At 67.5% G+C, this 286-nt stretch carries 1 pseudogene; it reads right to left on the bottom strand.

Features of this window, described 5'->3' with window-relative positions:
• Nucleotides 1-243: pseudogene (locus LZP69_RS16210) on the bottom strand (acetyl-CoA carboxylase, carboxyltransferase subunit beta); the annotation flags it as partial.
• Between the last annotated feature and the right edge of the window lie 43 nt (nucleotides 244-286).

Here is a 286-nt window from a genome sequence, read left to right as displayed (position 1 = left end):
TGGCTCGACGTCGATGGCGAGTTCCTGCTGCGACTCGGGGTCGAGGAAACGCACCAACCGGTCGCGCGCGCCGATGCGCATGTGATGGGTGCACTTGGGGCAGACCTGCAGGTTGCGCTCGAGCTCCGCGCGGTAGAGCACGGCATCGCAGGCCGGACACTTGACCCACAAGCCCTCCGGGACGGAGCGGGTGCGGCGTTCCGTCTTGACGCGGGACGGCATGATCTTCTCGAACCAGGTCACGGCGGATCTCCCGGGGAATCGCTGCCGAGTCTACCGGAAGCGC

The organism is Shewanella sp. AS1, from assembly GCF_021412565.1.
GTDB lineage: Bacteria > Pseudomonadota > Gammaproteobacteria > Enterobacterales > Shewanellaceae > Shewanella.
The sequence above is the reverse complement of the archived record's forward strand: the minus strand, read 5'-3'. Positions and strand labels throughout refer to the sequence as shown.